21 protein-coding genes are annotated in these 25,555 nt (G+C 72.6%); 9 read left to right on the plus strand and 12 right to left on the minus strand.

The annotated features are described in order from the left end of the window. Positions 1-25 precede the first annotated feature (25 nt). Positions 26-586, plus strand: a complete 561-nt coding sequence (locus tag AB0E24_RS18035; RefSeq protein WP_079257322.1) for a GNAT family N-acetyltransferase — start codon at positions 26-28, stop codon at positions 584-586. 213 nt (positions 587-799) lie between these two features. Here AB0E24_RS18035 and AB0E24_RS18040 read toward each other — a convergent pair whose 3' ends face one another. Further along, positions 800-1,321, minus strand: coding sequence for a DUF4240 domain-containing protein (locus AB0E24_RS18040; RefSeq protein WP_173963470.1), 522 nt, complete (start codon positions 1,319-1,321; stop codon positions 800-802). A gap of 187 nt (positions 1,322-1,508) precedes the next feature. Between AB0E24_RS18040 and AB0E24_RS18045 the strand changes: the two genes are divergently transcribed. Continuing rightward, the gene (locus AB0E24_RS18045; RefSeq protein WP_180990618.1) at positions 1,509-2,435 is read left to right on the plus strand and encodes an SDR family oxidoreductase; all 927 of its coding nucleotides are present in this window, start codon (positions 1,509-1,511) and stop codon (positions 2,433-2,435) included. 192 nt (positions 2,436-2,627) lie between these two features. Here the strand turns inward: AB0E24_RS18045 and AB0E24_RS18050 are convergent, their stop codons facing one another. From AB0E24_RS18050 to AB0E24_RS18075, 6 genes are all read right to left on the minus strand, one after another. Continuing rightward, positions 2,628-3,593 carry a helix-turn-helix transcriptional regulator gene (locus AB0E24_RS18050; RefSeq protein WP_069869306.1) on the minus strand — a complete coding sequence of 322 codons (966 nt, stop codon included), beginning with the start codon at positions 3,591-3,593 and terminating at the stop codon, positions 2,628-2,630. Positions 3,594-3,888: 295 nt separating this feature from the next. Beyond that, positions 3,889-6,564, minus strand: a complete 2,676-nt coding sequence (gene aceE, locus AB0E24_RS18055) for a pyruvate dehydrogenase (acetyl-transferring), homodimeric type (protein ID WP_069869307.1) — start codon at positions 6,562-6,564, stop codon at positions 3,889-3,891. A gap of 91 nt (positions 6,565-6,655) precedes the next feature. Then, a complete protein-coding gene (locus AB0E24_RS18060; protein ID WP_069869308.1) occupies positions 6,656-7,279 on the minus strand; it encodes a GntR family transcriptional regulator in 624 nt (207 codons plus the stop codon). Between the two features lie 112 nt (positions 7,280-7,391). After that, complete coding sequence (sucB, locus tag AB0E24_RS18065; protein ID WP_359378135.1) at positions 7,392-9,149, minus strand: 2-oxoglutarate dehydrogenase, E2 component, dihydrolipoamide succinyltransferase; 1,758 nt, start codon at positions 9,147-9,149, stop codon at positions 7,392-7,394. Positions 9,150-9,201: 52 nt separating this feature from the next. Then, positions 9,202-10,590 carry a dihydrolipoyl dehydrogenase gene (lpdA, locus tag AB0E24_RS18070; protein WP_079257319.1) on the minus strand — a complete coding sequence of 463 codons (1,389 nt, stop codon included), beginning with the start codon at positions 10,588-10,590 and terminating at the stop codon, positions 9,202-9,204. Between the two features lie 350 nt (positions 10,591-10,940). Then, a complete protein-coding gene (locus tag AB0E24_RS18075) occupies positions 10,941-12,494 on the minus strand; it encodes a leucyl aminopeptidase (protein WP_093705799.1) in 1,554 nt (517 codons plus the stop codon). A 792-nt stretch (positions 12,495-13,286) separates the two neighbouring features. On the opposite strand from AB0E24_RS18075, the gene AB0E24_RS18080 reads away from it, so the two are divergent. Beyond that, the gene (locus AB0E24_RS18080; protein ID WP_359378481.1) at positions 13,287-14,042 is read left to right on the plus strand and encodes an adenosylcobinamide-GDP ribazoletransferase; all 756 of its coding nucleotides are present in this window, start codon (positions 13,287-13,289) and stop codon (positions 14,040-14,042) included. Between the two features lie 12 nt (positions 14,043-14,054). Here the strand turns inward: AB0E24_RS18080 and cobT are convergent, their stop codons facing one another. Next, on the minus strand, positions 14,055-15,131 hold the full coding sequence (gene cobT, locus AB0E24_RS18085) for a nicotinate-nucleotide--dimethylbenzimidazole phosphoribosyltransferase (protein ID WP_359378139.1): 1,077 nt from the start codon (positions 15,129-15,131) through the stop codon (positions 14,055-14,057). A 1,452-nt stretch (positions 15,132-16,583) separates the two neighbouring features. After that, a complete protein-coding gene (locus AB0E24_RS18090; RefSeq protein WP_359378142.1) occupies positions 16,584-17,783 on the minus strand; it encodes a bifunctional adenosylcobinamide kinase/adenosylcobinamide-phosphate guanylyltransferase in 1,200 nt (399 codons plus the stop codon). Positions 17,784-17,923: 140 nt separating this feature from the next. Here AB0E24_RS18090 and AB0E24_RS18095 point away from each other — a divergent pair, with 140 nt between their 5' ends. Then, a complete protein-coding gene (locus AB0E24_RS18095; RefSeq protein ID WP_069869314.1) occupies positions 17,924-18,127 on the plus strand; it encodes a hypothetical protein in 204 nt (67 codons plus the stop codon). Positions 18,128-18,589: 462 nt separating this feature from the next. On the opposite strand, the gene AB0E24_RS18100 is transcribed toward AB0E24_RS18095, so the two are convergent. Then, entirely contained in the window at positions 18,590-19,342 is a 753-nt protein-coding gene (locus AB0E24_RS18100) for a class I SAM-dependent methyltransferase (protein WP_435865298.1), read from the minus strand. 86 nt (positions 19,343-19,428) lie between these two features. Beyond that, entirely contained in the window at positions 19,429-20,025 is a 597-nt protein-coding gene (locus AB0E24_RS18105; protein WP_069869398.1) for a DUF3043 domain-containing protein, read from the minus strand. A 262-nt stretch (positions 20,026-20,287) separates the two neighbouring features. Here AB0E24_RS18105 and AB0E24_RS18110 point away from each other — a divergent pair, with 262 nt between their 5' ends. From AB0E24_RS18110 to AB0E24_RS18125, 4 genes are all read left to right on the plus strand, one after another. After that, complete coding sequence (locus tag AB0E24_RS18110; protein ID WP_069869399.1) at positions 20,288-21,064, plus strand: PspA/IM30 family protein; 777 nt, start codon at positions 20,288-20,290, stop codon at positions 21,062-21,064. A gap of 43 nt (positions 21,065-21,107) precedes the next feature. Further along, the gene (pspAA, locus tag AB0E24_RS18115) at positions 21,108-21,386 is read left to right on the plus strand and encodes a PspA-associated protein PspAA (RefSeq protein WP_093706563.1); all 279 of its coding nucleotides are present in this window, start codon (positions 21,108-21,110) and stop codon (positions 21,384-21,386) included. A 103-nt stretch (positions 21,387-21,489) separates the two neighbouring features. Beyond that, positions 21,490-22,794: a sensor histidine kinase gene (locus AB0E24_RS18120; RefSeq protein WP_359378147.1), complete on the plus strand. Its 1,305-nt coding sequence runs from the start codon at positions 21,490-21,492 to the stop codon at positions 22,792-22,794. Beyond that, positions 22,791-23,468: a response regulator transcription factor gene (locus AB0E24_RS18125; RefSeq protein ID WP_069869316.1), complete on the plus strand. Its 678-nt coding sequence runs from the start codon at positions 22,791-22,793 to the stop codon at positions 23,466-23,468. Before AB0E24_RS18120 ends, AB0E24_RS18125 begins: the two co-directional genes overlap by 4 nt. Before the next feature lie 205 nt (positions 23,469-23,673). Here AB0E24_RS18125 and nadA read toward each other — a convergent pair whose 3' ends face one another. After that, positions 23,674-24,861, minus strand: coding sequence for a quinolinate synthase NadA (gene nadA / locus AB0E24_RS18130; protein ID WP_069869317.1), 1,188 nt, complete (start codon positions 24,859-24,861; stop codon positions 23,674-23,676). 227 nt (positions 24,862-25,088) lie between these two features. On the opposite strand from nadA, the gene AB0E24_RS18135 reads away from it, so the two are divergent. After that, a complete protein-coding gene (locus AB0E24_RS18135; protein WP_020871998.1) occupies positions 25,089-25,442 on the plus strand; it encodes a HesB/IscA family protein in 354 nt (117 codons plus the stop codon). The last annotated feature ends 113 nt before the right edge of the window (positions 25,443-25,555 follow it).

Genomic DNA, 25,555 nt, shown 5'->3' on the forward strand with positions numbered 1-25,555 from the left:
GGGCGGGCGTGGCACAGTGACGCGCATGTCCCAGCCGTCCAGCCTGCCTCAGCCCTCCGACCCACCACACCCCTCCGGCCCGCCGTCCCGGCGTGCCGAACTGATCATCCGCCCCGCCGTGATCGACGACGAGACGGCACTGGCCGATCTGGACCGCCGCACCTGGTCGACCCTGCATTCCGTGCAGCCGAGGCCGCAGCCGCCGTACGACCGCTTCTTCACCCTGCACAACCGCGTCGATGAGATCCTCGTGGCCGAACTCGGCGGGCACCCCGTCGGCTATATACGGCTCGTGCCGCCGACCCCGCTGGCCTGCAACGCACATGTCCGTCAGATCCAGGGGCTCGCGGTGGACGAGCGGACGCGGGGGCGGGGCGTGGCGCGGGCGCTGCTCGGCGCCGCGTGCCAGGAGGCGCGGCGGCAGGGCGCCACCCGCATCACCCTGCGGGTGCTGGGCCACAACACCCCCGCACGGCGGCTGTACGCGTCGGAGGGGTTCGCGGTGGAGGGCGTCCTGCCGGGGGAGTTCCTGCTGGAGGGGGAGTACGTGGACGATGTGCTGATGGGACGCTCGCTGGACCGCTGAGGCGCCACCGTCCCTCAAACCGGTCAAGCCCCTTCGAGCTCCCCTGGCCCTCAAGCCCCCAGCCCTCAAGCCCCCAGCCCTCAAGCCCCCAGCCCTCAAGCCCCCAGCCCTCAAGCCCCCAGCCCTCAAGCCCCCAGCCCTCAAGCCCCCAACCCTCAAGCTCCCCCAGACCTCAAGCTCCTCAAGCCGCTCAAGCTCCGCTCCCCAAGCCCCTCAGACCCTGAAGCGCTCCCACAGCCGGGGATACCGCTCCGCCAGCACCGCCTCGCTCTCGAAGTCGAGGGGCTCCCCGATCGGTTCCCGGGGTGCGGGGGCGAGTTCCAGGTCCGGCAGGGGCGCGCCGGTCAGCCGCTCGTACGCCTCGTCCGCCGCGTACCCAAGATCCTCGCAGTCGCCGTCCACCTGGTCGTCGAAGTCCTCGAGCAGATCGGCGAGCGCGTCCGGATCGAGCAGCGCGCCCTCGAAGATCCCCCGGCCCTGGCCGATCAGCCAGTAGCGGAACGCCTCGAAGGCATCATCGCTGACCCCGCCCAGCAGCACCCAGGCGGCGCCCCACACATCCCAGCGGTACGCCCGGTTGGAGCGGGCCTCGAAGTGCCGGGCGAAGTCCAGCACGGCGTCGGGGTCCAGCTGTGACAGCCGTTCGACGAGCAGGTCGGACTGGTCCTCGGGGTCGCCGTCCGCGGCCTCCCGAGCGCTGTCGACCAGCCCCCAGAACTCCGTCTCGTCCATCATCACGGGACCAGGATCGGCCCTCCCGCGCACCCCCGCACGCGGAGGGGGCCGGATGCGGCCGCCTCGGGATACCGGACAGAAGGTGTCGGGTTTTGCTGCGAGGGTCGACCGTGGTCGACCGGACTCGAGCCGGGTCGACCATGTCACCCACACCGGTTTCCACACCGGGACGCACATGAGAGGACGTATGGACGTGAGCACACAGGGCGCACTGGCGGGCCGGATCGCGCTCGTCGCGGGGGCGACGCGCGGCGCGGGCCGGGCGATGGCCGTCGAGCTGGGAGCGGCCGGGGCCACCGTCTACGCGACGGGGCGCACCACGCGCGAGCGGGTCAGCGAGGTCGGGCGGCCGACGGAGACCATCGAGGAGACGGCCGAGCTGATCACGGCCGCGGGCGGCACGGGCATCGCGGTGCCGACCGACCATCTGGAGCCCGAGCAGGTCCGGGCTCTGGTGGAGCGGATCGACCGGGAGCAGGGCCGGCTGGACGTCCTGGTCAATGACGTCTGGGGCGGTGAGGCACTGATCGAGTTCGGCAAGAAGACCTGGGAGACGGATCTGACGGGCGGGCTGCGGATGCTCCGGCTCGGCGTCGAGACCCACCTCATCACCAGCTACTACGCGCTGCCGCTGCTGATCCGGCACCCGGGCGGGCTGGTGGTCGAGGTGACCGACGGCAACGAGGAGTTCAACAAGACCTACCGCGAGAACCTCTTCTTCGACCTCACCAAGAACGCCCCGATCCGCACGGCCTTCGGGCTCGCGGAGGAGCTCGCGGAGTTCGACGGTACGGCGGTGAGCATCTCGCCGGGCTTCCTGCGCTCGGAGCAGATGCTGGACCACTTCGGGGTGCGGGAGGAGAACTGGCGGGACGCGGTGGAGAAGGAGCCGCACTTCGCGATCGCCGAGTCGCCGCACTTCGTCGGGCGGGCCGTCGCCGCGCTCGCCGCCGACCCGGACCGGGCGCGGTGGAACGGGAAGTCCGTCTTCAGCGGGGATCTGGCCAAGGTCTACGGCTTCACCGATCTGGACGGCTCGCGGCCGGATGTCCTCGGCTACTTCCAGGACGTCGTCTTCGGCGGCAAGGAGGGCACGGCCGCCGACTACCGCTGAGCGCTCCGCCGGAGGCGCGGCCGAGCTGCCTCGGCCGTCCGCGGCGCGGCGCCGTCGTGGCCGGCCGGTCCCACGCGGCGGAGCCGCATATCGCCACAGCCGCGGCGGAGCCGCAAATCGACACGGCCCCGCGCCCCTTCGGGGGCCTTGCGAACCGCGGCCGACCTCCGCCGATCCGCTGAAGCTCCGCGGTCACTCGTAGAGCCGCGCCGTGCGGCGCGCCGCGTCGGCGAAGAGTTCGCGCAGCTCCGGCGGCCCCAGCACTTCCGCCTCCGGGCCCAGCCCGAGCAGCTGGGCGAGGGCGACCTGGTACGACTCGACGGGCAGGGTGACGGTGATCCGCCCCTGCCCGTCGGGCTCCCCGGCCGCGCGTACCGCCTCCTCGGCCGCCGCCCGGTCCGTGACATGCGGCAGCCACCGGGCACCGGCCGGGGTCAGCCGTACGACGGCCTGTTCGCGCAGGATCGAGCGGGCGAACTGATCGGCCCGCTCCGCCCAGAAGGCGGGCAGCTCGAAGTCCTCGGCCCGGGTGAAGCGGGCGCCGGACGGTTCGACGGCGGCGAAGCGGTCCACGCGGTAGACCCGGAAGCCGCCCTCCGCACGCGCCGCGAGATACCAGACGCCCGCCTTGAGCACGAGCCCGTACGGTTCGAGCTCGCGCCTGACCTCCGCGTCCCGGCGCCGGTAGCGCACGGTGATCCGCAGATCGTCCCAGACCGCGTCGGCGATCCTCGGCAGCAGCTCCGGCGTCTCCGGCTCCCGCCACCAGCCCGGGGCGTCGAGATGGAACCGCTGCGCCACCGTATGGGAGGCGTCCCGCAGCTCCGGGAGCAGCGCGGCGGACACCTTCAGCCGGGCGGCGGAGGCGGCGTCCGCGAGCCCCATCTCGCGCAGCGCGGAGGGGACGCCGGACAGGAACAGCGCCTCGGCCTCGGTCCGCCCCAGGCCGGTCAGCCGGGTGCGGTAGCCGCCGATGAGCCGGTAGCCCCCGGCCCGGCCCCGGTCCGCGTAGACCGGGATGCCCGCCTCGGAGAGCGCGGCGGCGTCCCGGGTCACGGTGCGCTCGGAGACCTCCAGCTCCCGCGCCAGCTCGGCCCCCGTGATCGAGGGCCGGGCCTGGAGCAGAAGCACCATCTTGATGAGCCGGGCAGCACGCACGGCCCCATGATGCACTGCCCTGCGGGGGCGCGGCGGACCATGGCGGGCGGCCCCGTCCCTTCCCGCAGCATCGATATGCGGCTCCGCCGCGGGGCAGGGGCTGAAATCAGCCCCTCCGGCGATTGAGGAGCGGGGTCTGGGGCGGAGCCCCAGTTGTGGGAAGGGGCGGGGAGGGGAAAGCCTCGATATGCGGCTCCGCCGCAGGCGTCGCCGGGCCCCGGCGACCGGGGCGACGTCCGAGCGCGCACCGGGGGCCGGGCCGCCGCCCGGCCTCCGGCGCGCTCGCGCCGCGCCGTCAGATGCCGTACCGCTCCGCGGCTTCCTTGGGCGCGGTGGCCGGGACCGCGCCTTGGCGGGCCAGCCGGGACAGTGCGGCCACCACGATGGCCGGGGCGTCCACGCCGAAGTGGCGGCGGGCGGCCTCGCGGGTGTCGGAGAGGCCGAAGCCGTCCGTGCCCAGTGAGTACCAGTCCTGCTCGACCCACTGGCTGATCTGGTCGGGGACGGCACGCATCCAGTCGCTGACGGCGAGGACCGGGCCCGGTGCGCCTGCCAGGGCACGGGTGACGTACGGGACCCGGTCTTCGCCGTTGAGCTGCGCCGCGTCACAGGACAGGGCGTCGCGGCGCAGCTCGCTCCAGGAGGTGGCGGACCACACGTCGGCGGCCACGCCCCAGTCGTCGGCGAGGAGTTTCTGGGCCTCCAGCGTCCAGTGGATGGCGGTGCCGGAGGCGAGCAGCTGGATACGGGGGGAGTCCGCGGCCGGGGCCGTGGCCTCCCGGTAGCGGTACAGGCCCTTGAGGATGCCCTCCTCGACGCCCTCGCCCGTGGGCATCGACGGCTGGACCTTGGGCTCGTTGTAGACCGTCAGGTAGTAGAAGACGTCCTCGGCCTCGGGGCCGTACATCCGCCGCAGACCCTCCCGCACGATCGCGCCGACCTCGTAGGCGAAGGCCGGGTCGTAGGCGAGCGCCGCCGGGTTGGTGGAGGCGATCAGCGGGGAGTGGCCGTCGGCGTGCTGGAGGCCCTCGCCGGTCATCGTCGTACGGCCGGCGGTGGCGCCGATGAGGAAGCCGCGGCCGAGCTGGTCGGCGAGCGCCCACATCTGGTCGGCGGTGCGCTGCCAGCCGAACATCGAGTAGAAGATGTAGAAGGGGATCATCGGCTCGCCGTGGGTCGCGTACGACGTCGCGGCGGCGGTGAAGTCGGCCATCGAACCGGACTCGGTGATCCCCTCGTTGAGGATCTGACCGTTCGCGGCCTCCTTGTAGTACAGGAGCTGATCGCGGTCGACCGGGTCGTAGGTCTGGCCGAGCGGGGAGTAGATCCCGGCGGTGGGGAAGAGCGACTCCATGCCGAAGGTCCGTGCCTCGTCCGGCACGATCGGCACCCAGCGCCGCCCGGTCTCCTTCTCCCGCATCAGGTCCTTGACCAGCCGGACGAAGGCCATGGTGGTGGCGATCTCCTGGCTGCCGGAGCCCTTGGCGAGCGTCTCGAACGGCTTCGCGGACGGCTCGGGCAGGGCCACCGGGTGGACCCTGCGGGCCGGGGCCGGGCCGCCGAGGGCCGCGCGGCGCTCCTGGAGGTAGCGGACCTCGGGGGAGTCGGGGCCGGGGTGGACGTAGGGGACGAGGTGCTCGTCCAGCTTGCTGTCCGGGATGGGGAGTTCGAGGAGGTCCCGCATGGCGCGGAACTCCTTGCCCGTCAGCTTCTTCATCTGGTGGTTGGCGTTGCGCGACTCGAAGCCGGGGCCCAGCGTCCAGCCCTTGACGGTCTGGGCGAGCACCACGGTCGGGGCGCCCTTGTGCGCCATGGCCGCGCGGTAGGCCGCGTACACCTTGCGGGGCTCATGGCCCGCGCGCGAGGTGTGGAAACACTCGGCCAGCTTGGCGTCGGTGAACCCCTGGGCGAGCCGGGCCAGCTCCGGCTCGGCGCCGAAGAAGTGCTCGCGGATATAGGCCGCGTCGCGGGTCGCGTACGTCTGGAACTGGCCGTCCGGGACCTCGCGCAGCCGGCGCACCAGCGCGCCCGTGGTGTCCTGCGCGAACAGCTCGTCCCAGGCGGAGCCCCACAGCGACTTGACCACGTTCCAGCCCGCCGCGCGGAACTGGGCCTCCAGCTCCTGCACGATCTTGAAGTTGGCGCGCACCGGGCCGTCGAGGCGCTGGAGGTTGCAGTTGATGACGAAGGTCAGGTTGTCCAGGCCCTCGCGGCCGGCCAGGGCGAGCGCGGCCGTCGACTCCGGCTCGTCCATCTCGCCGTCGCCGAGGAAGGCCCAGACGTGGGAGTTGGCGGTGTCCTTGATGCCACGGGCCGCCAGATAGCGGTTGAAGCGGGCCTGGTAGATCGCGGAGATCGGGCCGAGCCCCATCGAGACGGTGGGGAACTCCCACAGCCACGGCAGCCGCCGCGGATGCGGATAGGACGGCAGGCCCTCGCCACCCGCCTCGCGGCGGAAGTGGTCCAGATGGCGCTCGGTCAGCCGCCCGTCGAGGAAGGCGCGGGCGTAGATGCCGGGGGAGGCGTGGCCCTGGATGTAGAGCTGGTCGCCGCTGCCGTCCGCCTCCTTGCCGCGGAAGAAGTGCTGGAAGCCCGTCTCGTAGAGCCAGGCGGCGGAGGCGAAGGTGGCGATGTGGCCGCCGAGGCCGTCACGGCTGCCGCGGGTGACCATCGCCGCCGCGTTCCACCGGTTCCAGGCGGTGATGCGGCGCTCCATGGCCTCGTCGCCCGGGAACGCGGGCTCGGCGGCGGTCGGGATGGTGTTGAGGTAGTCCGACTCCAGCAGGGGCGGCAGCGCGAGCCCGGCGCTCTCGGCGCGCTCCAGGGTGCGGCGCATGAGGTACGAGGCGCGGTGTGACCCGGCCGCCCGCGCGACGGCGTCCAGGGAGGCGCCCCATTCGGCGGTCTCCTCGGGGTCACGGTCGGGAAGCTGGTCGAGCGCACTCGGCTGCGTGCGTACGAGATCGGTCATGAGGCGACTGTAAGTCTGATCGATGATCGATCAAAGCTCTCCTGGGGAAAAAGTGCTCCGTAAGCCGAAATTGGCATTCCGTGCCGCGAAACTAGGCACGCGGTGCACAGCCCAGGACATGCTCCTTGACCAGTTCGCCCACCCTCGGATCCCGCCGCCTGAAGGCGTCCACCACCGCCTGGTGCTCCTCGGCGTACGACTCCTGGACGGTGCCCAGCCAGCGGATCGACAGCGTCGTCCAGATCTCGATGCCCAGCGACTCCCAGGTGTGCAGCAGCACGCTGTTGCCCGACGCCCGCACCAGCTCCCGGTGGAACGCCACGGTGTGCCGGACCTGCGCCTCCCCGTCGGCCTTGCGGTCCGCCTCGTACAGCGCCCGCACCTCGGGCTCCAGCCGGGAGGTGTCCTCGGCCAGCACGGGCGCCGCCAGCTCCGCCGCGATCTGCTCGAGCCCGGCCCGTACCGGATAGATCTCCTCGAGGTCGGCGGCGGTCAGATTGCGCACCCGGACGCCCTTGTTGGGCGCCGATTCGATCAGCCGCAGCGACTCCAGCTCCCGCAGCGCCTCCCGTACGGGCGTCTGGCTGACCTCAAGCTCCGTGGCGATCCTGCGCTCCACGATCCGCTCGCCCGGCTTCCAGCGGCCGCTGACGATGCCCTCCACGATGTGTTCGCGGATCTGCTCGCGCAACGAGTGGACGACGGGCGGGGCCATGGGGAGCTCCTTAGAACCAGCGGTGAACAGCTGCCATTATCCCGGTACCGGGTAAAGAAAACCGCGCCCCGCACGGACTTCCCGTGCGGGGCGCGGCAGTGCCTCGTAAGGCTCAGAGACCGAGGTCCACCTCGAACTCGCCGGCCTCCAGGATCTCCTTGACGGCCGTCAGGTAGCGGGCCGCGTCGGCACCGTCCACCAGGCGGTGGTCGTAGGAGAGCGCCACGTACGTCATGTCGCGCACCGCGATGGTCTCGCCCAGCTCCGGGTGGTTGATGACCACCGGGCGCTTGACGGTCGCGCCGATGCCCAGGATGGCGACCTGGTTCGGCGGCACGATGATCGTGTCGAACAGCGCACCGCGCGAACCGGTGTTGCTGATCGTGAAGGTGGCGCCGGACACCTCATCCGGGGTGATCTTGTTGGAGCGGACCTTGCCCGCCAGCTCCGCCGTCTTCTTGGCCAGACCGGCGATGTTGAGGTCGCCCGCGTTCTTGATGACCGGGGTCATCAGGCCCTTCTCGGCGTCCACCGCGATACCGACGTTCTCCACGTCGAAGTACGTGATGGTGTTGTCGTCCTCGTTGATCCGGGCGTTGATGGCCGGGTGGGCCTTCAGCGCCTGGACGGCGGCCTTCACGAAGAACGGCATCGGCGAGAGCTTGACGCCCTCACGCTGCGCGAACGACTCCTTGGCCTGGGCGCGCAGCCGCATGACCCGGGTGACGTCCACCTCGATCACGCTGGTCAGCTGGGCCTGGCTGTGCAGGGCCTTCATCATGTTGTCGCCGATGACCTTGCGCATCCGCGGCATCTTGATGGTCTGGCCGCGCAGCGGGGACACCGCCTGCGGGGCGGCCGCCTTCGGCGCGGCGGCGGCCGGGGCCTGGGCCTGGGCGGCGGCCTTGGCGGCCTCCGCCGCGGCGATGACGTCCTGCTTGCGGATGCGGCCGCCGACGCCGGTGCCCTTGACGGTGGACAGGTCCACGTTGTTCTCGGCGGCCAGCTTGCGCACCAGCGGGGTGACGTAGGCGCCCTCGGCCTCGGGGGCCGTGGGTGCCGGGATCGTGGGTGCCGCGGCCGGAGCCGGGGCGGGCGCCGGAACGGCCGGGGCCGGCTCGGGGGCGACCGGCGCCGGGGTGACGGCCTGCGGCGCGGGGGCGCTCGGGGCCTGCGGGGCCGGGGCGGGCGCCGGGGCCTCCTGGACCGGCTCGGGAGCCGGAGCCGGGGCTGCCGGGGCGGGCGCGGCGGCCGGAGCGGCACCGGCCACGCCGATCACGGCCAGCTTGGCGCCGACCTCGGCGGTCTCGTCCTCGCCGACCAGGATCTCCAGCAGGGTGCCCGCGGCCGGGGCCGGGATCTCGGTGTCGACCTTGTCGGTGGAGACCTCGAGCAGCGGCTCATCGGCCTCGACGGACTCGCCGACCTCCTTGAGCCAGCGGGTCACGGTGCCCTCGGTCACCGACTCGCCCAGCGCGGGCAGGACCACATCGGTGCCCTCGGCGCCACCGGCCGGACCGGCGGCGGCAGGGGCGGGGGCGGGAGCCTCGGCGACGGGCGCCGGGGCGGGCTCGGGCTGGGCCGCCGGAGCGGGCTCGGCCGCGGGGGCGGGGGCAGCGGCCGGGGCCGCGCCGCCGTCGTCGATGACGGCCAGCTCGGCGCCGACCTCGACCGTCTCGTCCTCGGCCACCTTGATGGACGTCAGCACACCGGCCGAGGGGGCCGGGATCTCGGTGTCGACCTTGTCGGTCGACACCTCGAGCAGGGGCTCATCGGCCTCGACGCGTTCACCTTCGGCCTTGAGCCAGCGGGTGACGGTGCCCTCGGTCACGCTCTCGCCGAGCGCCGGCAGGGTTACGGAAACCGCCATGGTGTTCGGTTGCTCCTTAACGATCTTTGCGGATGGTTCGCGCTCGGGATGATCAGTCGTGGGAGTGCAGCGGCTTGCCGGCCAGGGCCAGGTGGGCCTCGCCGAGCGCCTCGTTCTGGGTCGGGTGGGCGTGGACAAGCTGCGCGACCTCGGCGGGCAGCGCCTCCCAGTTGTAGATCAGCTGAGCTTCGCCGACCTGCTCGCCCATCCGGTCACCGACCATGTGGACGCCGACGACGGCACCGTCCCGTACCTGCACGAGCTTGATCTCGCCCGCGGTCTTGAGGATCTTGCTCTTGCCGTTGCCCGCGAGGTTGTACTTCAGGGCGACGACCTTGTCCGCGCCGTACAGCTCCTTGGCCTTGGCCTCGGTGATGCCCACGGAGGCGACCTCGGGGTGGCAGTAGGTCACCCGCGGCACACCGTCGTAGTCGATCGGCACCGGGTTCTGACCGGCCAGCCGCTCCGCCACCAGCATGCCCTCGGCGAAGCCGACGTGGGCCAGCTGGAGGGTGGGGACCAGGTCGCCCACGGCGGAGATGGTCTCAACGTTGGTTCGCATGTACTCGTCGACGAGGACATAGCCGCGGTCCATGGCGACCCCGGCCTCCTCGTAGCCCAGGCCCTGCGAGACCGGGCCCCGGCCGACGGCCACCAGCAGCAGCTCGGCCTCGAAGGTCTTGCCGTTCTCCAGCGAGACCTTGACGCCGTCGGCGGTGTACTCGACACCGGAGAAGCGGGAGCCGAGGGAGAAGTTGATGCCGCGCTTGCGGAAGGCGCGCTCCAGCAGCTTGGAGCTGTTCTCGTCCTCGACCGGGACGAGGTGGGGAAGCGCCTCGACGATGGTGATGTCGGCCCCGAAGGACTTCCACGCGGAGGCGAACTCGACGCCGATGACGCCGCCGCCCAGCACGACCGCGGACTTCGGCACGCGGTCCAGCACCAGGGCGTGGTCGGAGGAGATGACGCGGTTGCCGTCGATCTCCAGGCCGGGGAGGGACTTGGGCACCGAACCGGTGGCCAGCAGGATGTGGCGGCCGGTGTAGCGCTCGCCGTTCACATCGACCGAGGTCGGGGAGGACAGCCGGCCCTCGCCCGTCACATAGGTGACCTTACGGGAGGCGATCAGCCCCTGGAGACCCTTGTACAGGCCCGAGACCACGCCGTCCTTGTACTTGTGCACACCCTCGATGTCGATGCCCTCGAAGGTGGTCTTCACGCCGAATTCCGAGCCCTCACGGGCCTGGTCGGCGAGCTCACCCGCGTGCAGCAGCGCCTTGGTGGGGATGCAGCCGCGGTGCAGACAGGTGCCGCCCAGCTTGTCCTTCTCGATCAGGGCGACGTCCAGACCCAGCTGCGCCGCGCGCAGGGCAGCGGCGTAACCGCCGCTACCGCCTCCGAGGATCACTAGGTCGAAAACGGTGCTGGCGTCGTTCGCCACGTCACGTCCTCCATGCATGGTGCGCCGGGACCGGCCTTCGGTTGCCGGGCGGCGGCGTGTGTTCGGCCGCTTCTTGCGTCGGCCCTGGTGTCGGGGGCCCTGTCCTGCCGGGACAACATCTTCGCACTTGTTGGGAGGAGGCGGGACGCGGGGCCGCTGTGTGAGAAATCTCCACGGCCCAGTTCAGGGGTTACTCCTGCGTATCCGGAACGCGAAGCCCCGTCGATTTCGTTGAGGGCGAAATCGACGGGACTTTCGGCCTATGGCCCACCGGGTCGGCGGCGGGTACGTGGCGGGGCCGGGCGGTCGCGATGCGTTGCCGCACCGCGCCGCCGTGTTCCGGCCCCGGCTCAGCCGAGACCGCCGTCGGCGGCGCGCTCGGCCAGCCGCACCAGGGTGCGGACCGCGGCGCCAGTGCCGCCCTTGGGGGTGTAGCCGAACGGGCCGGACTCGTTGAAGGCCGGGCCCGCGATGTCCAGGTGGCCCCAGGTGATCCCGTCCGCAACGAACTCCTTCAGGAAGATGCCGGCCACCAGACCGCCACCCATGCGCTCACCCATGTTCGCCAGATCGGCGACCGGGGAGTCGATGCCCTTGCGAAGGTGCGAAGGCAGCGGCATCGGCCAGGACTGCTCACCGGCCTCCTCCGCGATCTCGTGGAGCGTGCCGCGGAACGCCTCGTCGTTCGTCATGATCCCGAACGTGCGGTTGCCCAGCGCGAGGACCATCGCACCGGTCAGCGTCGCCACGTCCACGATCGCGTCCGGCTTCTCCTCACCGGCGCGGGTGATCGCGTCGGCGAGCACCAGCCGGCCCTCGGCGTCGGTGTTCAGCACCTCGACGGTCTTGCCGCCGTACATCGACAGCACATCGCCGGGGCGGGTGGCCGAACCCGAGGGCATGTTCTCGGCCAGCGCCAGCCAGCCCGTCAGATTGACCCGCAGGCCCAGCTTGGCGGCGGCGACCACCGTGGCGAACACGGCGGCGGCACCGCTCATGTCGCACTTCATCGTCTCGTTGTGACCGGCCGGCTTGAGGGAGATACCGCCCGAGTCGTAGGTGATGCCCTTGCCGACCAGGGCGAGCGTCTTCTCGGCCTTGGGGTGGGTGTACGCGATCCGGACCAGCCGCGGCGGGGCGTCCGAGCCCTGGCCCACGCCGAGGATGCCGCCGTAACCGCCCTTCGTGAGCGCCTTCTCGTCCAGCACCTCGGTCTTGAGGCCGTGCTCCTTGGCGGCCGCGACCGCCTCGGCGGCGAAGGCGGCCGGGGTGAGGAGGTTGGACGGGGTGTTGATCAGGTCGCGGGCGCGGTTGATCTCCGCGACGAGAGCGGTGGCGCGCTCGGTGGCCGCCTTGTACGCCTTGTCGCGCGGTTTGCCGCCGACGAGGGCGACCTCGGCGAGCGGGCCGTTGTCCTTCTTGTCGCCCTTGCCGCCGTTCTTGTCCTTGGACTTGGCGTCCTTGGCGTTGCCGTTGGTCTTGTCGTACGTGTACGCCCCGAGCAGCGCGCCCTCGGCCACGGCGGCGGCGCCCGCCGCGTCCTCGACCGGCAGCGCGAAGGCGCCCTTCTTCGAACCGGACAGCGCGCGGGCGGCCACCCCCGCGGCCCGGCGCAGCGTCTCGGCGTCATAGCCGCCGCCCTTGGCCGGGACCTCGCCCAGCCCGACCGCCAGCACGACCGGGGCCTTGAGGCCGGACGCGGCGGGCAGCTTGGTCACCTCGCCGTCGGCGCCGGTCGCGCCGAGCGTCTCCAGAACGGCGGCCAGCTTCCCGCCGAACGCCTTGTCCACGGCCTCGGCGCCGACGGCGACAACGGGGCCCTTGGCCCCCTTCGCCACGCCGACGACGACGGCGTCCGCGCGCAGTGCCGCGGCGGACGAGGTGCTGAGAGTCAGAGCAGTCACAGTGGTCGGGTCCCTCTTCCGATAGTTCGTCGGCCGATATGGGTTGTAGGCCGCGCCCCTCCGCATCGTATGCCTAGGCCCCTTTTGAGGCTCCGAGCGCCTCCGGGACGCCTTTGCCCCGCGCCCCGGCCACCGCTGGGAGGTACGGGGTGCTTTTGACCGTGGTCACTCATGAATGGGGCCCACGGGGTAGCCTTCCGCGCGATGGACACCACGCCGGAGTCGCCGCAGCCGCAGTCGCAGTCGTCCGCACGGCCGCCGGGGGCCGGGCCGGAGGCCCCGGAAAACTCGGGACCCGCTGAGCCCGCCGCGCCCGCCGAGGCCGTCGAGTCCGCTGGGCCTGCCGCGCTCGTCGAGTCCGCCGAGTCCGGCGAGCCTGCCGCGCCTGCCGTGTCCGGCGAGTCCGCTGGGCCTGCCGGGCCTGCCGGGCCCGCTGCGCCCGCTGGGCCTGCCGCGCCCGCCGAGGCCGTCGAGCCCGCTGGCCCTGCCGCGCCCGCCGGGCCTGCCGCGCCTGCCGCGCCCGCCGAGTCCGGCGAGCCTGCCGAGCCCGCGGAGCCCGCGGAGTCCGCCGCGCCCGCCGAGTCCGGCGAGCCTGCCGCGCCTGCCGTGCCCGGCGAGTCCGCCACGCCCTCCGAACGCGCTGAGCCCGCCGCGCCCTCCGAGCCCTCGAAGGATTCGGAGGGCTCAGCGGGCTCGGAGGACTCAACGGGCCCCGGCCGCCCGGAGCCTCCGCCCCGCCCTGCCTACGATCCGCCGCCCGCGCATGCTCCGCGTGCCCCCTGGGCCGACGGGATCCGCTTCGCCTTCGGCACGCTCACGGTGCTGCCCATACGCGGCACACGCTGGGACCGGGAGGCGGCGCACGCGGGGATGCTGTGCGCTCCGCTGGCCGGGCTGACCGTGGGGCTGTGCGCGGCGGCGGTGGGCGGGGTGTTGCTGTTCCTCGGCGGTGGGGCGCTGCTGGCGGCCGTCGCCACCGCCGCGATACCCGCCGTACTGACCCGCGGCCTCCACCTCGACGGGCTCGCCGACACCGCGGACGGGCTCGGCAGCGGCAAACCCGCCGAGGACGCGCTGCGCATCATGAAGCGGTCGGACATCGGGCCGTTCGGCGTGATCGCGCTGCTGTTCGTCCTGCTCGGCCAAGTGGCGGCCCTGGCCCAGCTCTACGGACAGGGCTGGGCGCACGGCGCGGCCGGGGCGGCCGTGGCCGGTGTCACCGCGCGCTGCGCCCTGACGCTCGCCGCCCGCGTGGGCGTTCCGGCGGCGCGGCCGGAGGGGCTGGGCGCGGCGGTCGCGGGCGCCGTGCCGTGGCGTTCCGCGGGTGTCGTGGCGGCGGTGACGGTGGTGGGCTGTGCGGTGGTGGCCGTCCCCTTCGGCCCGTACGCCGTCGTCCTGCACGCCTTCGCCGCCCTGGCCGCGCTGGCGGCCGCCGAACTCCTCCTGCACCACTGCCGCCGCCGTCTCGGCGGGGTGACCGGCGACGTCTTCGGCGCGCTCGCGGAGACGGCCGCCACGGCCGCCTTGGTGGTCCTGACCTTCGGCTAGGGCCCTGGGCCCTTAGCCGCCGCTCTCGTTGCCCCCGTTGTCCTCGTCGCGCTCCGGGAGCTCGGCGTGCAGGGCCGCGGCCGCCTGTACCAGTGGCAGGGCGAGCAGCGCGCCCGTGCCCTCGCCGACCGTGACGCCCTGGTCGAGCAGCGGGGTGAGGGCGATGCGGTCCAGCGCCTTCTCCTGCCCCGGTTCGCCGCTGGCCTGACCGGCCAGCCACCAGTCCGGGGCCCGGAACGCCACCCGCTGGGCGACCAGCGCACAGGCCGCCGAGACCACGCCGTCCAGGATCACGGGGGTGCGGCGCACCGCGCTCTGCAACAGGAAGCCGGTGATCGCGGCGAGATCAGCACCGCCGACGGTGGCCAGCAGTTGGAGCTGATCGCCCAGCACCGGGCGGGCCCGGCGCAGCCCGTCACGGATCGCGGCGCATTTACGCATCCAGGCGAGGTCGTCGATGGCGGCCCCGCCACGGCCGGTGACCACGGAGGCGTCCGTACCGCACAGCGCGGCGATCAGCGTCGCGGCCGCGGTGGTGCCGCCGACGCTGAGGTCACCGAGGACGAGGAGGTCCGTACCGGAGTCCGCCTCCTCGTCGGCGATGGCCATCCCGGTACGGAAGGCCCGCTCGGCCTCGTCCAGGGTGAGCGCGTCCTCGACGTCCAGCCGGCCGGACGCTCGGCGTACGCGGTGGCGGGTGACGTCCTCCGGGAACTCCTCGGGGTCGCAGTCCAGCGCCATGTCGATGACGCGGACGGGCGTGCCGAGACGGGCGGCGAGGATGGCGGCCGGGCTTTCACCGTCGAGCACGGCGCGGACCAGACGGTGGGTGCTCCTGGCGGGGCGGGCGGAGACGCCGAGGTCGGAGACGCCGTGGTCGCCCGCGAAGAGGATGGCCCGGGGCTGCTCGATGGGCTTGACCGGCACCCGCTGCTGCGCGGCGGCCAGCCACTCACCCAGCTCGTCCAGCCGCCCGAGCGCACCAGGCGGCAACGCGAGCCGCTCACGGCGCTCCTCGGCGTCACGCCGGATGCCCCCGTCGGGGCGCTCGATCAGGTCGACGAAGTCATCGAGATTGAGAGCACTCACCTGCCGAACCCTACCGGTGGTCCCCGACGCGCTGCGCGGCTCGGTCGAGCACGGCTTCCGTCCAGCGCCTCCGGCGCGATTGAGCAGCGGGGCAGGGGGCGACGGGCGCGGAGGCGTTGCCGCCCGCCGGGCCGGTGGGGCGGGTCCCGCTGACGGCTCCGGCGCGCGGGGCGGGGCCAGTTGCCGGGCTGCCAGCGGGATGGGGCGGGGCGGTCGGCCGTGTGCGGCTCGGGTCCGCCGAACCGGGCCACTGGCCGCGATGGGCTGCGCGGGGCCGTGACGGGTTGCGCGGCTTGGTCGAGCGCGGCTTTCGTCTCGCGCCTTCGGCGCATTTGAGCAGCGGGGCAGGGGGCGGTGGGCGCGGGACTACCGCCGGCCACCGGGCTGGCGGGGTACGCGTCGGTGGCGGCATCCCCCATGGGCGGCCGAGGTCTCACCCGGACTGCGGGTCCGTTGGCCTTGGGTGGCCCGAGCCCGAGTCCCGGGTCTTGTGGGGGTTGTTCGGTTCGGTTGTCTGCGTCGCCGTCTCGCGCCTTCGGCGCAATTGAGCAGCGGGGCAGGGGGTGGCGGGCGAGGCCAGGTTGCCGGGTGCCGGGTTGGTGGGGGCTTGCGGCCGTGGCGGCTTCTCGCATCGGTGGCCGAGGGCCATCCGGACTGCGGGTCGGTGGGGCCCAAGTCGGCCTCTCCGGGTACCCCTGCAAAAAACGTTTGATCTGAAGCAACTAATTTGTCAAAGGTTTTCGCGGGGGGTACCCAAACCCCTGCGATTCGGCGGTCCGGCGGCCCAGGACCCATGGCCCGCAGTCCGGTTGGGCCTTGGCCACCGATGAGGGATGCCGCCACCGGCGCAAACCCGCGCCGCCCCGGTACCCGGCGGTGGTGCCGCGCCCGCCACCTCCCTGCTCCGCTGCTCAATTGCGCCGAAGGCGCGAGACGAAGGCCGCACCTGACCGAGCCGAGTAGCCCCGCGCGGCAAGGGACCCACAGGCCCGCAGTCCGGGTGGGGCCTTGGCTGTCGATGGGGGTTGCCGTCACCGGCGTAAGCCACCGTCAGCCCGGCGCTCGGCGGCGGTGCCGCGCCCACCACCCCCGCCCCCCATGCTCAATTGCGCCGAAGGCGCGAGATGGCGATGCACCCGACCGAGCTGAGTAGTCCCGCGCGGCGGGGGACCGACGGGCCCGCAGTCCGGTTGGGCCTTGGCCGCCGATGAGGGATGCCGCCACCGGCGCAAACCCCCGCCGCCCCGGCGCTCGGCGGCGGTGCCGCGCCCGTCACCTCCCTGCTCCGCTGCTCAATTGCGCCGAAGGCGCGAGACGAAAGCCGCACTCAGCCGAGCCGAGCAGCCCCGCGCGGCCCCGCCCCGGCCCCGGGCCAGCCCGGTTCGGGGCCAGCCCGGTTCGGGGCCGGGGCCCGGCTGGGCCGAACCGGGCCCAGCTCAGCCCCAACCCAGATCAGCCGCGTAGCGGCATCGGCTGACCCGCCACCACCAACAACACTTGCTCACACTCATCCGCGAACCCCGCGTTCAACCGCCCCAGTTCATCGCGGAAGCGACGACCGGCGGCGGTCGCGGGAACGACACCCGCGCCGACCTCGTTGCTCACCGCCACCACCGTGCGGCTCGTGGCGCGGACCGCCGCGACGAGGGCGGACACCCGCTCGTGGAGGGCGTGTTCGCCGCTGTGTGCCCACTTCTCGTCGTCCCAGGCGCTCACGGAGTCCATCGCGTCGGTGAGCCACAGCGCCAGGCAGTCGATGAGCAGCGGTGGGCCGTCCTCGGCGAGCAGCGGTGCCAGATCGCAGGTCTCGGTGGTGCGCCAGGAGCCGGGGCGGCGTTCGCGGTGGGCGGCGACGCGGGCGGCCCACTCGGGGTCGCCCGCGCGCGTGCCGCCCGTTGCGACGTACAGGACGTCGGGGAACGCGGCCAGCCGCCGTTCCGCCTCGAGGGACTTACCGGACCTGGCCCCGCCCAGCACCAGCGTGCGGCGCGGCAGATCCGGCACCGCGTGATATTCGCCGACGATCAGCGTCCGGCCGTCCGGCACCGCCCGCGCCCCCGCCGTGGCCAGCCGCCGGTGCAGCTCCCGGCCGGGCGGGACGGTGTGGTCGAGATGGACGGCCAGGACATCGGTGGTGGCGCCCACGGCGCCCGACGCGCGCAGGGCGGCCAGGGCGTCGGGGCGGCCCAGTACGTCGAGCAGCACCATGTCGTACGGCTCGGCCGGATCGGGGAGTCCGGCCGCGCCGCCGCCCGGCGGGAGGTACAGCAGCCGGGTGCCGTCGGGGCCGGTGACCTCGTAGCCGGTACCGGGGGAGTCCAGCGCGACCGCCCGCACCCGATGGCCGCTGATCAGGGACAGCGTGCGGCCGTCCGGCACCCGCCCCGGCGCCGGCAGCCCGGCCGGGAACTCGACGGCCGGACCGGCGTGCGGATGGGAGAGCAGCACCTGCCGGACGCCGACCAGCGAATACCCGGCCCGCGCGGCGGCGAACGCGGCCCCCGGGGTGAGATCGATCAGCAGCGCCCCATCGATCAGCAGCGAGGTGGCGGCCCGCGCCTCCTCACCGACGGCGGCGGCACAGGAGGCGCAGGGGCAGCCATGGCGCGGCAGCCCGTCGGGGGCCCCGGTGCCCAGAAGAGTGAGTTCCACGCCCCGATCGTCTCGCGTCCGTTCCCACGGGTCGCGCGGGGCCACCCCGTACGGAGTGATCAGTCACCTAGGCTGCGGGCAGACATCACCTGTGGACCGGCGGGTATCACCTGTGGGCCGGCGGGATGGAGGAGGCTGGAATGGCGTGGACATGGCGGTTCGAGAAGTCCGACGGGACGGAGACGAAGCCCGCGGTGCAGCCGGAGGAGTTCCCGACCCAGGGGGACGCGGAGTCGTGGATCGGTGAGGAGTGGCGGGAGCTCCTCGAAGGAGGCGCGGAACAGGTGACGCTGTTCGAGGACGGTACGAAGATCTACGGTCCGATGAGTCTGCAAGCCGAATAGACAAAGCGCCCAAGAGACACGCACGCCGCGTAGCACATACGCGGTGAGCGGGGCACCCGCCCGGTGGGGCCTACGAACGAGATGAGTCGGCATGCGCCCGGGGGGCGCCCGCTCAGCCGAACACGCCGGGCACTGCCGCACAGGGCGCGCGCCGAGCCGGGCGCGTGCCCCGTGCGGCGATATGGGCCGGGCGCGTGCCCCCATACGGCGCCATGGGCCGGGCGCGCGCCCGGCTCGACGCGATGGGTCGGTGGGCGGGTGGGCCGGTGGGCCTCCCACCTCAGATCTGCGCTGCTCGCGCATGCCGGGCCGTACGGGGCGGCCCGTCACGGGGCGGCGGTCCGCACCAGCCAGTACGGGCGGCGGTCCGCACCGGCCAGTACGGGCGGCGCTCCCCACCGGTCCGTCGAGGGCGGCGGTCCCACCGCCACCCCGCCACCGGATCAGCCACGCACCCCCGCGTCAGCCACGCACCCCACACATATGCAGCAGCGCCGCCACCGCGCGATACGGATCCGTGCGCCCCGCCCGCTCCTCGGCCGCCAGCAGCCGCTCCCACTCCGGGGAGCCGGGCGGCTCGGCGTCGTTCGGGGCGAGATCGGTGAAGACCCGCACGCCGTACCAGGCGCGCAGCGGCGCGCCGATCGCGGTCAGGGTCTCGGTCAACTGCTCGCGCCGGTCGGCGCGCACCGGCAGCCCGATCCGGTTGATGTACGAGGGGGAGTCGAAGGCGGTCAGCGCCGTGTCCCAGTCCCCGGCCAGCCCCGCCCGCATCGCCAGCGCGTCACCGTTGCGCACCAGCAGCGACAGCAGTCCCCCGGGGGCCAGCACCCGGGCCAGCCCGGCGAGCAGCGGATCCGGTTCGGGCATGTACATCAGCACCCCGTGGCACAGCACCACATCGAAGGTGCCCGGCAGGAAGTGCGCCCCGGTCTCCCGGCCGTCGCCCTCGAGCAGCCGTACGCGTCGCCGGATGCCCTCGGGCTCGTCGGCGAGCGCGGTGCGTGCCGCCTCCAGCATGGTGGGGTCGGACTCCAGTCCGGTCACCTCATGGCCCGCGCGGGCCAGCCGCAGGGACTGGGTGCCCTGGCCGACGCCCACGTCGAGCACCCGCAGCCGCCGCCCCACGGGGAAGCGTGCGGTGATCTGCTCAGCGAGCTGGTGGGCGACCAGCGCCTGCCGGACGGTGTTCCGCAGCCCCCCGAGGCCGCTCAGCCAGTTACCCGCCCCGCCGGCGAACCGGGACGAGCCGGCAGAGCCGGAGACTCCGGAAGGATCAGAAGAACCGGAGGATTCGCCGCTCAGGGCCGCTCTCCGCGCTTGACCTGCGGCTTGGGCAGCCGCAGCCGGCGCATCTGGAGGGTGCGCATCAGCGCGTACGGCATGGCGCCGCGCAGATTCTCGTCGGGGAACCGCTTCCGCAGCTGCCGCTTGAGCTGGAAGCCGAGAACGATGGAGTTGATCACGATCAGGACGATGACCACCATCCACAGCAGCAGCACATAGCTCTGCATGGCGCCGGCCCGGATCATGCTCAGCACGAGGATGACCACCGCGAGCGGCAGGAAGTACTCGGCGACGGAGAACCGCGAGTCCACGAAGTCACGGGCGAAGCGCCGCACGGGACCCTTGTCGCGGGCAGGCAGATACCGCTCGTCACCGCCGGCCAGCGCCTCGCGCTGACGGGCCAGATCGGCGCGGCGGGCCTCGCGCGCACGCTTCGTGGCGTCCTTACGGTTGGCCGGCGTCTTCGCCAGGCTGCGGCGCTGGGACTGGGCCTCACTCCGCTTGGGAGTGGGGCGGCCCTTGGGCGCCTGCGGGTCACGGGTCTGCTGCGGCTGGTCCGCGGTCACCTTGGCGGTAGCGGCCTGCTCATCCTTGGAACGGCTTCGGAACACAAGGCCCAAGGGTACGGGGTGCGGGGTGTGCGCCCCAGCCTCAGGGGGAACGATCGGGCAACGGAGTCCCGCCCTAATCGGGACACAGGGGGCGCACTCCTCCTTGCGCCGGAGGCTCCTACCCCCCTGATCGTCCTGGAGGAGGAGCGCGAGCGGGCTCGAACAGTGCGGTAATGGAAGCAGGCCCCGTAGGCTGGGTCTGTTGGAGTGCCGGAGTCATACGTCCGTCAGAAGGGGGCGCGCGAGGCCCATGAGCGGTGTCATGAAGCGTATGGGGATGATCTTCCGCGCGAAGGCCAACAAGGCCCTGGACCGGGCCGAGGACCCGCGCGAGACCCTTGACTACTCGTACCAGAAGCAGCTCGAGCTGCTCCAGAAGGTGCGCCGCGGCGTCGCCGACGTGGCGACTTCGCGTAAGCGCCTGGAGCTCCAGCTCAACCAGTTGCAGGGCCAGTCCACCAAGCTGGAGGACCAGGGCCGCAAGGCGCTCGCGCTCGGCCGGGAGGACCTGGCCCGCGAGGCGCTGTCCCGCCGCGCCGCGCTACAGCAGCAGGTCACCGACCTGGAGACGCAGCACCAGACGCTCCAGGGCGAGGAGGAGAAGCTGACCCTGGCCGCCCAGCGGCTCCAGGCGAAGGTCGACGCCTTCCGCACGCGCAAGGAGACCATCAAGGCCACCTACACCGCGGCCCAGGCGCAGACCCGGATCGGCGAGGCGTTCTCCGGCATCTCCGAGGAGATGGGCGATGTCGGCATGGCGATCCAGCGTGCCGAGGACAAGACGGCGCAGCTCCAGGCCCGCGCGGGTGCGATCGACGAGCTGCTGGCCTCCGGCGCCCTGGACGACCAGTCCGGGATGGCCACCAAGGACGACATCGCGGCCGAGCTCGACCGGATCTCCGGCGGCACGGACGTGGAGCTGGAGCTTCAGCGGATGAAGGCCGAGCTGGCCGGCGGCAGCCCGCAGCAGGCGATCGAGGGCGGCAAGGCGGACGAGGGCCAGCAGTCCCAGACCCAGCACAAGTTCGACAAGCAGTAGTTTCCCGCGCCCCCGCCTGGGCGAGGTCTCCAAGGAGGTCGTCATGATCGTACGGATCATGGGGGAGGGCCAGGTGCGGGTGGCCGAGAGCCATCTGCCCGGACTGAACAGGCTGGACGACGAGCTGCTCGCCGAGATCGAGGGCGGCGATCACGAGGGCTTCCGGAAGACCTTGGGCGCGCTGCTGGACGCGGTGCGCTCGGCCGGTGAGCCCTTGCCCGACGACGTGCTCCAGCCGTCCGGTCTGATCCTCCCCGCCGCCGACGCGACCCTCGAGGAAGTCAAGGCGATGCTCAAGGACGACGGCCTCATTCCGGGCTAGTGCGGCGCGCCCCCGGACCACACTTCAGCACAGGCCGTGCCTCCCTTCACCGGCCGGGTCCGGGCCGCCCAGGAAGTCGGGCGGCCCGCCGCGGCCCTTACCGTTGGATCCCGTGACTCCCCTCGCCGTCGGGCCGGGTCTGGCCCGTCCGCACCGCTGGCTGTGCGCTCACCCCCGTGCCCTGGACATCCTGGTGGCGATGGGGGTCCTGGCGCTGATCCTGATCGGCGCGGTGGCCGGCCCGCGCATGCGCAACCAGCCGCTGGGCCCCTTCTTCGTACTGCTGGCCGTGCTCGTCGCCGCCTCGCTGGTGTTCCGCCGCGATCGGCCGCGCTGGGTGCTGGCCTTCAACGTCGTCCTCACCCTCGTCGAGATCGTCACCAATGACGTGGGTCCGCCGCGCACCTCGATCGTGTTCGGGGTCGTGGTGGCGCTCTACACCGTGGCGGCCCGCACCGACCGCCCCACCACCTGGCGGCTCGGCGCCGCCACGGCCGTGCTGCTCACCGGGGCCGGGATGCTCTTTGCGCTCAACCCCTGGTATTCGCAGGAGAATTGGGGCCTCTTCGCCTGGACCGGGCTGGCTGCTTGCGCGGGCGACGCGGTGCGCAGCCGGCGCGCCTATATCGCCGCCATCGAGGAGCGGGCGGTCCGCGCCGAGCGGACCCGTGAGGAGGAGGCGCGCCGCCGGGTCGCCGAGGAGCGGCTGCGGATCGCCCGTGAGCTGCACGATGTCGTGGCGCATCACATCGCGCTGGTCAACGTTCAGGCCGGGGTCGCCTCCCATGTCATGGACAACCGCCCGGACCAGGCCAAGGAGGCGCTCGCGCACGTACGGCAGGCGAGCCGCTCGGCGCTGGACGAGCTGCGCGCCACGGTCGGCCTGCTGCGGCAGTACGGCGATCCCGCGGCCCCCACCGAACCGGCCCCCGGCCTCGCCGTCCTGGACCAGCTCGTGGACGGCTTCGTACGGGCCGGGATGCGGGTCAAGGTCCGGGCGGAGGCACGGGAGGCGCTGGACCCGCTGCCGGGCTCGGTGGACCTCACGGCCTACCGGGTCGTCCAGGAGGCGCTGACCAATGCGCACAAGCACGCCGGGCCTGGGGCCACGGCCGAGGTCCGCATCGCACGCGTCTGGGGCGCCTTGGAGGTCACGGTCGAGGACGACGGAGCGGGGACACGGACCGAGGGGCCGGAGAAGGCGCCGGACGGCAGGGGCGCGTCCGGGGAGCCCCGGGCGGGCGGCGCGGAGCCCGGGGAGGAGACCGGCGGCGGACACGGACTGCTGGGGATGCGCGAGCGGGTGACCGCGCTGCGCGGCAGCTGCGAGGCGGGACCCCTGCCCGAGGGCGGATTCCGGGTGCGGGTGAGACTTCCTCTACAGCCAGGCAGGGGAAGGGACTCATGACGATCAAGGTGCTGCTGGCGGACGATCAGGCGTTGCTGCGCAGCGCGTTCCGCGTCCTGGTGGACTCCGAGCCGGACATGGAGGTGGTGGGGGAGGCGTCCGACGGCGCGCAGGCGGTGGAGATCGCCCGGGCGAAGGGCGCCGACGTGGTCCTGATGGACATCCGGATGCCCGGTACGGACGGGCTGGCCGCCACTCGCATGATCACCGAGGATCCGCGGCTCCAGGATGTCCGGGTGGTCATGCTGACGACCTTCGAGGTCGACGAGTACGTGGTGGACTCGCTGCGGGCGGGGGCCAGCGGCTTCCTCGGCAAGGGCGCGGAGCCCGAAGAGCTGCTCGCGGCGATCCGTATCGCGGCGGCGGGCGAGGCGCTGCTGTCCCCGGCCGCGACCAAGGGGCTGATCGCCCGCTTCCTGGCCCAGGGCGACGGGGGCGACGACGACAGCGCCTATGACTCCGCACGGCTGGAGGCACTCACGGTGCGCGAGCGCGAGGTCCTGGTCCAGGTGGGGGGCGGGCTGTCCAACGATGAGATCGCCACCCGGCTGGAGGTCAGCCCGCTCACGGTCAAGACGCATGTCAACCGCGCGATGGCCAAGCTGAACGCCCGCGACCGCGCCCAGCTGGTGGTGATCGCCTACGAGACGGGGCTGGTCCGCGCGGGCCACTGATCGCCGCGCGGGCGGAGCCGCGACGGCCGTCGGCAAGGCGTCGGACGCGGGCAAGCACTGATCGCCGCGCGGGTGGAGCCGCGGGCGCGCGTCCGCCGTCGCGGCGGCAGGGATCCTGCCGCCGCGACGGCGGGACGTGGCATGGCACTGACCGGCCGTGGCGACCGCGCCGCGGCCCGATGACCGCCCCATCGCCAGACGCTGCCTACGGCAGCATGAGCATCCGCTCCAGGGCCAGCTTGGCGAAGTGCTCCGTCTCCTCGTCGACCTGGATGCGGTTGACCACCTTGCCGTCCACCAGCGACTCCAGCGCCCAGACCAGATGCGGCAGATCGATCCGGTTCATGGTCGAGCAGAAGCAGACCGTCTTGTCGAGGAAGACGATCTCCTTGCCCTGGTCGGCGAAACGATTGGCCAGGCGCCGTACGAGGTTCAGCTCCGTGCCGACGGCCCACTTCGAACCGGCGGGCGCGGCCTCCAGCGCCTTGATGATGTACTCGGTCGAGCCCACGTAGTCCGCCGCCGCCACGACCTCGTGCTTGCACTCGGGGTGCACCAGCACCTTCACATCCGGTATCCGCTCGCGCACATCGTTGACCGAGTCCAGCGAGAAGCGGCCGTGCACCGAGCAGTGGCCGCGCCACAGGATCATCGTCGCGGCGCGCAGCTGCTCGGGGGTGAGCCCGCCGTTCGGCTTGTGCGGGTTGTAGACGACGCAGTCCTCCAGGGACATCCCCAGGTCGCGGACGGCCGTATTGCGCCCCAGATGCTGATCGGGCAGGAACAGCACCTTCCGGCCCTGCTGGAACGCCCACTCCAGTGCCCGCTGGGCATTGGAGGAGGTGCAGATCGTGCCGCCGTGCTTACCGGTGAACGCCTTGATGTCGGCGGAGGAGTTCATGTACGAGACCGGCACCGTCACATCGGCCACGCCCGCCTCGGTCAGCACCTCCCAGCACTCGGCGACCTGCTCGGCCGTGGCCATGTCGGCCATCGAGCAGCCGGCCGCCAGATCGGGGAGGACGACCTGCTGGGCGTCGCCGGTGAGGATGTCGGCGGACTCGGCCATGAAGTGCACACCGCAGAAGACGATGTACTCGGCGTCCGGCCGGGCGGCCGCGTCACGGGCCAGCTTGAAGCTGTCCCCGGTGACATCAGCGAACTCGATGACCTCGTCGCGCTGGTAGTGGTGGCCGAGGACGAAGACCTTGTCCCCGAGCTTCTCCTTGGCCGCGCGGGCACGCGCCACCAGATCCGGGTCGGAGGGCGCCGGCAGGTCTCCCGGGCACTCCACGCCGCGCTCGCTCCGGGGGTCGGCCTCCCGGCCGAGAAGCAGCAGAGCGAGCGGGGTCGGCTGCACGTCGAGGGGCTGGGCGGTGGTCACGTCACGCACCCTTCTTTCTTCGCTGGGAACCCTAATCGTCAGAATGACGCTATCTATCATAGCGGCTTCACGTCACTTTGACGATGGGCATTGTGTCGATGTGACGCATTCCGGTGTGTGGCCCCGTATGCGAGCATGAAGGGCAACAGGGATAAGTGCTGGGGCCCGGAATGAATCCGGGACGCCGTTGGTTTGTGCCGAGGGCAAGCAGTCCGTACGACCCGGGAGAGAAGCAGATGACCGTTCAGGACGAGACCACCGCGAGCGAGGGCATCATCCTGTCCGACGCCGCCGCGTCGAAGGTCAAGAGCCTGCTGGAGCAGGAGGGCCGCGACGACCTCGCGCTGCGTGTCGCCGTCCAGCCCGGCGGCTGCTCCGGCCTGCGCTACCAGCTCTTCTTCGACGAGCGCTCGCTCGACGGCGACGTCGTCAAGGACTTCGGCGGTGTGAAGGTCGTGACCGACCGGATGAGCGCCCCGTACCTGGGCGGTGCCTCGATCGACTTCGTCGACACCATCGAGAAGCAGGGCTTCACCATCGACAACCCGAACGCCACGGGCTCCTGCGCCTGCGGTGACTCCTTCAGCTGAGCCCCGGCGCCGTCGCGGCGGGAAACAGCGAAACGTGAAGGGGGCGGGCCCACCGGGCCCGCCCCCTTCCGCATGCCCCGGACGGCTGTCCCGGGCGTTGTTCCGAGCGGTCC

This window comes from Streptomyces malaysiensis subsp. malaysiensis (assembly GCF_040653035.1).
Classification (GTDB): domain Bacteria; phylum Actinomycetota; class Actinomycetes; order Streptomycetales; family Streptomycetaceae; genus Streptomyces; species Streptomyces malaysiensis.